8 protein-coding genes are annotated in these 8,527 nt (G+C 38.5%); 6 read left to right on the top strand and 2 right to left on the bottom strand.

Going from position 1 to position 8,527, the window contains the following annotated elements:
* Nucleotides 1-2: 2 nt before the first annotated feature.
* The 5 genes from pnuC (at nucleotide 3) to GR929_RS11635 (ending at nucleotide 4,277) form a co-directional block, all read left to right on the top strand.
* Nucleotides 3-602 carry a nicotinamide riboside transporter PnuC gene (pnuC, locus tag GR929_RS11615; RefSeq protein WP_159519974.1) on the top strand — a complete coding sequence of 200 codons (600 nt, stop codon included), beginning with the start codon at nucleotides 3-5 and terminating at the stop codon, nucleotides 600-602.
* Nucleotides 595-1,122: an AAA family ATPase gene (locus GR929_RS11620; protein WP_159519976.1), complete on the top strand. Its 528-nt coding sequence runs from the start codon at nucleotides 595-597 to the stop codon at nucleotides 1,120-1,122. The genes pnuC and GR929_RS11620 overlap by 8 nt, the downstream gene beginning before the upstream one ends.
* A gap of 148 nt (nucleotides 1,123-1,270) precedes the next feature.
* Complete coding sequence (gene cysK, locus GR929_RS11625) at nucleotides 1,271-2,209, top strand: cysteine synthase A (RefSeq protein ID WP_159519978.1); 939 nt, start codon at nucleotides 1,271-1,273, stop codon at nucleotides 2,207-2,209.
* Nucleotides 2,199-3,128, top strand: coding sequence for a serine O-acetyltransferase EpsC (gene epsC / locus GR929_RS11630; RefSeq protein ID WP_159519980.1), 930 nt, complete (start codon nucleotides 2,199-2,201; stop codon nucleotides 3,126-3,128). The genes cysK and epsC overlap by 11 nt, the downstream gene beginning before the upstream one ends.
* Before the next feature lie 9 nt (nucleotides 3,129-3,137).
* Nucleotides 3,138-4,277 (top strand): THUMP domain-containing class I SAM-dependent RNA methyltransferase, encoded by a 1,140-nt coding sequence (locus tag GR929_RS11635; RefSeq protein ID WP_159519982.1) that lies wholly within the window; start codon nucleotides 3,138-3,140, stop codon nucleotides 4,275-4,277.
* Between the two features lie 186 nt (nucleotides 4,278-4,463).
* On the opposite strand, the gene GR929_RS11640 is transcribed toward GR929_RS11635, so the two are convergent.
* Nucleotides 4,464-4,595, bottom strand: a complete 132-nt coding sequence (locus GR929_RS11640; protein WP_159519984.1) for a ComC/BlpC family leader-containing pheromone/bacteriocin — start codon at nucleotides 4,593-4,595, stop codon at nucleotides 4,464-4,466.
* A gap of 105 nt (nucleotides 4,596-4,700) precedes the next feature.
* On the opposite strand from GR929_RS11640, the gene GR929_RS11645 reads away from it, so the two are divergent.
* Nucleotides 4,701-7,601, top strand: coding sequence for a CHAT domain-containing protein (locus GR929_RS11645; RefSeq protein ID WP_235934301.1), 2,901 nt, complete (start codon nucleotides 4,701-4,703; stop codon nucleotides 7,599-7,601).
* Between the two features lie 245 nt (nucleotides 7,602-7,846).
* Here GR929_RS11645 and GR929_RS11650 read toward each other — a convergent pair.
* A partial coding sequence (locus tag GR929_RS11650; RefSeq protein ID WP_159519988.1) for a tetratricopeptide repeat protein occupies nucleotides 7,847-8,527 on the bottom strand: 681 nt, incomplete at its 5' end.

Raw genomic sequence — 8,527 nt, forward strand, 5'->3', positions numbered from 1 at the left:
TGATGACCGATACTGTTTATGCCTGGCTGGTAACACACTATGTTGAAGTATTAGGAAGTGTGCTCGGTCTGGTCTACATTTTTCTATCCATTAAACAACACATTTTTACCTGGCCTGTTGGGTTAATCACCTCGGCTTTGTATGTGTATGTTTTCCTGGAATCGAAGTTTTATGCCGATATGCTCCTTCAGGTGTATTATGTGGGAGTCAGCATTTATGGCTGGTATCATTGGTTGAGAGGAAATTCGAATTCAACCGGGCAGCTCAAGGTTATGCGCACTCCCAAAAAACTGTACCTGCCATTAATTTTGGTGACTACGGCCTTGTTTGCAATTTTTCTTTTTGGGTTGAAGTATTACACCGACTCACCTGTTCCTTTTGGCGATTCGCTGACAACGGCAATGAGCATTGTGGCCACCTGGATGCTCGCACGTAAATATATTGAACACTGGCTGATTTGGATTTTTGTTGACGCTTTTTCAGCTGTTTTATACGGCTTTAAAGACTTATGGCCAACGGTCATCTTGTTCGTTGTCTATACCGTGATGGCTGCGATGGGGTATCGGAGTTGGAAAAACGATTTAATAAAACAACATGGCTGAACAAATACGCGTGGTGCTGACGGGGCCTGAATCAACAGCAAAAAGTACATTAGCTAAAGAATTGGCCGCTTATTTCAACGGAACCTTTTATCCTGAATATGCACGCGAATATTTCCGCGAACATTCAACTGAATATTCTTATGAAGATTTAGAATTAATCACCCGAAAGCAACTAGAGCAGTACCAGCATTCTAAAGGAAGTAAAACTGAAATTGTATTTTTTGATACCTGGTTGATTATTACTAAAATTTGGTTTCAGTGGGTTTTTAAGAAGGAACCGGATTGGCTTGAGCGTGAAATCTCGAACCTCCCGATTGATTTATATCTGCTGTGTTTACCTGATATTCCCTGGGAAGCCGATCCATTGCGGGAGCATGGAGGAGAGGATCGGCTAAAATTATTTCATGATTATAAACAGGAACTGGTTAAACGAAACCTTCGATATGTTGAAATTGGAGGAATAGGAGAGAAACGAATTCAAAATGCCATTCGTGCTGTTCAGGATTTTATTGAAACCTGATTTATATCAAGACTTCCCTTGTTTTTCAGCCAGAAAAGAAAGACTTTTGTGGTGAAAAGACTAGTGCTCGAATCGTTCATCTATCAATATTTTGGATTGAAAACGTAAGCCATACGATTTATTCATAACGCACAAAAATGTATTAGGGATGAAAATTGCAAAAGATATCACTCAACTGATTGCCAATACGCCAATGGTTGAGTTAAATAAACTTACCAGAGATTGTCATGCGCGGGTTTTTGCTAAACTGGAATCGCAAAATCCGGGAGGATCAGTAAAAGATCGCTTAGCCTTGGCAATGATTGAGCAAGCTGAGAAAGACGGAAAAATTACGGAATCGACAACGATTATTGAACCAACAAGTGGCAATACCGGAATTGGCCTTGCAATGGTTTGTGCTGTAAAAGGGTATCAGTTGAAAATTGTTATGCCCGAGAGTGTATCGCTGGAACGCAGACTGGTTTTGCGAGCCTACGGAGCTGAGTTAATCCTTACCTCCGCGAAGGGTGGCATGCGCGAAGCAATTGAAACAACCGAGCAGTTAGGCCGGGAAACTGAAAATGCGTTCATCCCCATGCAATTTGCCAACCCGGCCAATGTGGAAATGCACCGTCGGACAACAGCACTCGAGATTTGGAATGATACCGATGGCGAAGTGGATGTTTTTGTTGCCGGAGCAGGAACAGGAGGTACAATTACGGGGGTATCTGAAATATTGAAAGAGAAGAAGCCATCTATTCATTGTGTGGTTGTTGAACCCAGTAATTCAGCTGTTTTGTCTGGTAAATCGCCGGGATCACATAAAATTCAAGGAATTGGAGCCGGATTTATTCCTAAAGTATTGAATACGAATATTTACGATGAAATTTTTACGGTCTCGGACGAGGTCGCTTTTGATACGGCGCGAGCCTTAGCTAAGCAAGAAGGTATTTTTAGTGGAATTTCATCAGGTGCTAACGTGTATGCAGCACTTGAAATTGCAAAAAGAAAAGAAAACAAAGGCAAAAACATCGTTGTTATAGTTTGCGATACAGGAGAACGATATTTAAGTACTACACTTTTTAACCCAGAAAAAGATGCAATCTGATTTGAATATACTAGAGATAATTAATAAAACCGTTGACCAGTTATCCGAGCCACAAAGTTACGACCAGGTATGCCACGAACATCGTTTGGGCGAGCCGTTGCCGTCAACTGAGAAGTTGGCAAGGATTGTCAATATGCTCCGCGAAATTCTTTTCCCGGGATATTTTGGAAATACAAGTTTACGCCCCAATACCATCAAGCACTATATGGGCGTGTATGTCGATGAGCTTTTCGAATTGCTTTCGGAACAAATACTGGCGGGCTTGTGCTTTACTTGCGAAAATCCGGAGGAGGTCGATTTTCAGGAACGCAGCCGCTATGCTCAAAGTGTTGCAAGTGATTTTATTTCGTTCCTACCCGAAATTCGCAGAAAGCTGGTTGGCGATGTTGAAACGGCCTTTGTTGGAGACCCCGCAGCAAAAAGTGCCAGCGAAGTTATTTTCTGCTACCCTGCTATTCGGGCAATTTCCAATTACCGGATTGCTAATCAGTTGTTAAAATTAGAAGTGCCTCTAATTCCACGTATTATTGCCGAAATGGCGCATTCTGAAACCGGTATCGATATTCATCCAAAAGCTGAAATTGGGGAAGGATTTACGATTGATCATGGAACCGGAGTGGTTATTGGCTCAACTTGTATCATTGGAAATAATGTTAAACTTTATCAAGGGGTTACACTTGGTGCGAAAAGCTTTTCATTGGACGAAGATGGTAATCCGATTAAAGGGGTGCCTCGCCACCCAATTGTTGAGGACAATGTAATTATCTATGCGCAGGCAACTATCCTGGGGCGGATTACAATTGGGAAAAATTCAATTATCGGTGGTAACGTATGGGTGACCAACAATATCGCGCCAAATTCTAAGATTGTTCAGTTTAAAGCCCGGGAGACCGCGTTCAGCGACGGTGCTGGCATTTAATATCAAAATATGACAAATAATTTTCGTTTCGTTGCTACTACTTATGCCGGATTGGAGCAAGTTTTAGCAGAAGAGCTTATTGGCTTGGGTGCCGATGATGTTGAAGAAGGTAGGCGTTCCGTTTATTTTAAAGGAAACCTGGCCTTGATGTATAAAGCAAACTATTCTTTGCGAACAGCTTTGAAAATACTAATGCCATTGCGGTCTTTTCGAATTAAGCGGGTCGATGACCTTTATCATCAGGTGTCAAAGATAAAATGGGAGGATTATTTTGATGTGAATCAAACCTTTGCTATTCAGAGCAAAGTATTCAGTGATTTATTCACTAATTCTATGTTTGCTTCACTCAAGGCCAAAGATGCTATTGTTGATCGGTTTAGAAAAATTGATGGAAAACGGCCTTCAATCAGTGTCAATAATCCGGAAATTCTAATCAATTTTCATATCTCCAATAGCAATAATTGTACGATATCTCTTGATAGCAGTGGAGATTCATTACATAAGCGAGGGTATCGTTTGGGGAATCACGAAGCTCCTATTAGTGAGGTGCTTGCTGCCGGTATGATAAAACTGTCTGGCTGGAGTGGGGAAGAACCCTTGTGCGATCCAATGTGTGGATCCGGAACCATTGTTATTGAAGCCGCTATGATGGCTAAAAATGTTTTGCCTGGAGAAATTCGTCAGAATTATAGTTTTCAGAAATGGAAAAATTATGATCCTGAGCTATTTAAAATGTTGAAATCCCAAAATGAACATACACAAGTTGGATTTAAAATATTTGGATCCGATATTTCCAGAGAAAACATCGATTTGGCATATAAAAATGCCGAAAAAGCGAATGTTTTAGATGTTGTTCAGCTTGAAATTGCTGATTTTCGTCGGCTTGAAAAGAATGAATCTTCTTTTCTTTTGTTTAATCCCCCTTATGGTGAGCGAATTAAAGCTGGTGATCAGGCTTTTTACTCGATGGTTGGTGAACGTTTAAAACATCACTTTCCGAATACAACTGCCTGGCTAATCAGTACGAACGAATGTTTAAAATCGATAGGGTTAAAACCCGAGGTTAAAATTCCGCTTTACAACGGTTCGCTATCGTGTAGCTTCAGAGAATATAAACTTTATAAAGGGTCTAAAAAATCGTCTACTTAATTTGTAGTTTTATTATCTTAATTAATTTACGCTTTGTTTTTTGCCTGTTCGAACCTTGATTACAAGAACGCTGCTCAAAGAACGGTTGAAAATGATAAAAAGACACAGAGACTAATAATGCCTGATTCTACTGGGCTTTTAAAACAAATAAGTGTAATGATTAATTTTTGATAACTTTAGTAATGATTAGTCAAGATCTTCTACGATCATATCTAGATCACGAGATACACCACCTTTTACTTCGTTTAATTCTTCTTTTGTTAAAGTTTCGAATGAATCAAAAATGTTGTTTTCGTTGTTAGCAAATAAAGTTTTCATTACTTTTAAATTTTAATGGTTAATACTTTTAATTCCTTAATTATCCTTTGTTCGCTTCTTTATTCCAATTAAGGGAAAAAGGTAACCCCTTTGAGAATGAAAAAAATGAGAGAAAAAAATCTAAAGGTGTATAAGGTGCTGATAAATAAGGCTTTTGGGGTGTCTGTTTTTTTCTTTATTTTTTTTATTTTTTCTGCATTTTCTCAGGACTTATCACAATTTGAAAGGGATAGTTTGCTTGTTAGTGAGTATAATCAAGAGGGGCGAGAAGCTTTACGATTTGGTGACTTTGAAAGAGCAGTAGTTTCTTATTCAAAATCAAAAAAACTAATCGGTCAAATTTATGATGATAAAACTCTTCAAGCCTTTTTGCCTTTGGTGAATTTGGGTATCTCATACAAAAACCTAGGGGAATACGATAAATCGATAGAAATCTACTTAGAAGCAGAAGAGCTATTAAAGATTTTGTATTCAGGAGAATATCCACGCTTAGGTTTTGTTTATTCAAACTTAGGAACGGTGTACAAATTGAAGGGGGATTTTGTTAAGAATTTAGAATATCAGCAGGCTGCTTTAAGGGCTTTTGAATTAGAAGCTAAGAAATATCAAAATCAAGTTATAAATGCGAAGTATCTTGTTTGTGAGGCTTTGTACTTATTAGGTGAATATGATACGGCTATCAATGACGCATCAGAAAATTTAAATAAAGCTTCTGATAATGTTAAGACGTTTTATTATAGTCTTTTAGCTCGAATTTATGATAAGATTGGAGAGCCTGATTCGACAAAGAAATATTATCAGAAAACATTCAAAACATTAATTACAATAGAAGGAGAAGACTCTTATGATTTGGGATTGGAGTATACTGATTACACGGAGTTTTTATTATCTGTTGGTGAGTATGAAGAAGCTTTGAAATACGCTCAATTATCGGAAGGTATTGTAAAGAAGTATTTTACTTTGAAGAGTCAGCAGTACAGTGATGTGATGCTGAATTATGCAGATTATTATTTCAAACGGAGTTCGTCGGCCAGTGTTATTGCTGATTTTTATAGCAAGCGAAAAGAAGATTTAGACGAGGCGCTAAAGTATTACCAAAGAGCGCTGGTCGCGGGAGCTGAAGGGTTTAACTCTCTCGTAATAGACGACAATCCGGAGCTTGGGCAAGAGGTTTCAGAGGTACAGGTTCTTAAGGCTTTAAACAAGAAAGCGGGTTGCCTGGAGGCAATTGCTGATTTGAATGTTTCTTCATCAAACAGGCAGGATGCAATTTCAAATTATAACCTGGCATTAAACACCATCGAGCGGGCTACAGAACTGATTCATCAGATTAGAACCGGTTATGTTTCAGAAGATAGTCAGTTCTTTTTGGCGGAAAATCAGGAGTCTACATTTATTGACGCTGTCGGACTTAGTTATAAGCTATTTCAACAAACGAGTGATTTCAGCTACGCCGAAAAAGGTTTTGAATTTGCGGAGAAGAGCAAGTCAGCCAGCTTTTTAGCAGCTGTTAAAGATACAAAAGCCAAGGAGTTTGGTGGCATTCCCGATCGTTTGATAAATCGGGAGAATTATTTAAAAATGAATATCTCTAATTATAAAGAGATGCTTTTTGAAGAAAAGCAAAATTCAGAACCAGATTCAGCAAGAATTGAGTTATTCAATTCCAAAATATTTCAACTGGGTGAGCAGTATGGGCAGTTAGTGCAAGTATTGGAAGATTCTTTTCCTAATTACTATTCGTTTAAGTATCAGAATGACGTGGTTGGGGTTGCTGAGGTTCAGAAGAGGATTAATGAAAGAACAGCTCTTGTTGAATACCTGATTGAAGAACCAACTGAAAATTCGAAAGAAGGACAAGTATTTAAATTCGTTATTACTTCAGATGAGCTTCGTTTTACAAAAGAACTTATAGATTCAAGCTTTGTAGAAAATATCGAATCAGTCTACCAGTTTTTAACTAGTTCAGCATATTTGTTTACTGGTTTAGAGGAGTTTAAAGGCTATGCTGTATCAGCATATCAATTGTACGATGTGTTGTTGGATAATGAAAGTATGTTTCTTGATGGAAAGGATTTAGTGGTTGTTCCTGACGATAAGCTTGCGTATATTCCTTTTGACGCTCTGCTTTCTGAATTGCCTGATACGTCTAAGATGAATTTCAGGACATTACCGTATCTGGTTAAAGATTACTCAATCAGTTATACTTATTCAGCAACCCTTTTATACGATTATTTTGAAAAGGATAAAACCGCTAAAAATGATTTGCTGGCATTTGCCCCGAGTTATGAAGGAGACAGCAGAGATTATACGGCCAACGCGGAGTATAGAGCTGGATTGCTGCCGTTGCCTGCCGTAAAAAAGGAAGTCGAATTCATTCATAAGTATGTGAATGGCGATGTTTTTCTAGACTCACTTGCCCAGGAAGGTAGATTTAAAGAAATGGCTTCTGATTATGATATTCTTCACTTAGCGATGCACACAATCGTTAATGACACGCTCCCGATGTATTCAAAATTGGCCTTTTCAAAGCCTTATTTGACTGGAACGGAAGATGGATGGCTGAATACCAATGAGATTTATACAATGGATTTAAAGGCTCGTATGGCTGTTTTAAGTGCTTGTAATACCGGAAGCGGTAAATTGCAGAAAGGAGAAGGGGTAATGAGCCTTGCACGTGGGTTTTTATATGCTGGCTGCCCATCGATTGTGATGACATTATGGGAAGTCGAGGATGAATCGGGAGCGCACATTATGAAGGACTTTTATAAATTTCTATCAAAAGGGAAAAGTAAGAATGAATCTTTACGTTCAGCCAAGTTAGCCCATATTGAGAATGCTGATCCACTGAAGGCTCACCCGCATTATTGGCTTGGTTATGTGGTTGTCGGGAATGCTGATCCTCTTTTCGGAAGCAAAGACTTCTATTTTATTTTAATCATTTTTGGGGTTATTATTTTACTATTTATCGATCAGATTTACCGCAAAAGAAAAGCCCGGGATTAACGACCCCGAGCTTACTAACCATTTATTTTAAAACTTTATTTGCGAAAGAAAAGGTATTCAGAATTACTCTTCATGAACGTTTAGGATAATTAGGAATTTCATTAAGAATACCGAGAAAAAATGAACTTTTGAACTTTAAGGATATTGAACTGAACTAAGGAACGATTGAACTAAGGATTGTAAGTATTAACTGTTCATTTTTTCTGTTTGCTAACGTTTAAAATCTTTATTTGCGTATTAAATTTTTATTCGAAGTATTTTATTTTTTTCAGTATAGCACTTGCTTTTTCCTGATAATAGCCTTCGTTTGCAGCTATTCGCTTAAATTGCTTGTAAGCTTTTTCCCTGTTTTCTGTTTGCAGGTAGCACAATCCGATGTACCACTGAGCTTGTTCAATAAACAGGTTATCTCTGTCGAGTATTACTCTCTGGTATGATTCCAGAGCCATTTTAACTTGTCCTGTTTCCTGATAGGCGATACCTGAATAGAAGTTACTTACCGGGTTATTTTTGTCAATCTCCAGTACTTCACCAAATAAGTTGATTGCTCCCTGGTACTCTTGTTGGTTGAACTGGTGCAGTGCTTTGGTAAGCTTGCTGTCGATCAACGCGTCACCCGAACGGAATATTCCGGTTGTTTCGTAAGGCTGATAAAACTGGCTGTAAAGTTGGGCATCGCTCGAGTTCGAGTGCCTGTTTATCAGTCCTGTAATGCTTAATATTAATATCAGCGAGGCCGCAACAGATGCAATGGCAAGTCTTGATGTTGTTATTTTGGTTGCGAACGATCGTTTTTGTTTTTCCTCCTGATTCACCTGCTCGATGATGGTTCCAAGTTTAGCCCGAAGATCCATAACACCTTTTTCCTGAACCGCACGATCAATTTCTTCGAATAATTCGAGTTCGGCCGCTAAATCCTGATTATT

It is taken from the genome of Sunxiuqinia indica (assembly GCF_009847015.1).
Classification (GTDB): Bacteria; Bacteroidota; Bacteroidia; order Bacteroidales; family Prolixibacteraceae; genus Sunxiuqinia; species Sunxiuqinia indica.

Excerpts from the sequence above, each read along its gene's own strand:
- pnuC (WP_159519974.1), top strand. The coding sequence starts at position 3 with ATGACCGATACTGTTTATGCCTGGCTGGTAACACACTATGTTGAAGTA.
- GR929_RS11620 (WP_159519976.1), top strand. The coding sequence starts at position 595 with ATGGCTGAACAAATACGCGTGGTGCTGACGGGGCCTGAATCAACAGCA.
- cysK (WP_159519978.1), top strand. The coding sequence starts at position 1,271 with ATGAAAATTGCAAAAGATATCACTCAACTGATTGCCAATACGCCAATG.
- epsC (WP_159519980.1), top strand. The coding sequence starts at position 2,199 with ATGCAATCTGATTTGAATATACTAGAGATAATTAATAAAACCGTTGAC.
- GR929_RS11635 (WP_159519982.1), top strand. The coding sequence starts at position 3,138 with ATGACAAATAATTTTCGTTTCGTTGCTACTACTTATGCCGGATTGGAG.
- GR929_RS11640 (WP_159519984.1), bottom strand. The coding sequence starts at position 4,595 with ATGAAAACTTTATTTGCTAACAACGAAAACAACATTTTTGATTCATTC.
- GR929_RS11645 (WP_235934301.1), top strand. The coding sequence starts at position 4,701 with ATGAGAGAAAAAAATCTAAAGGTGTATAAGGTGCTGATAAATAAGGCT.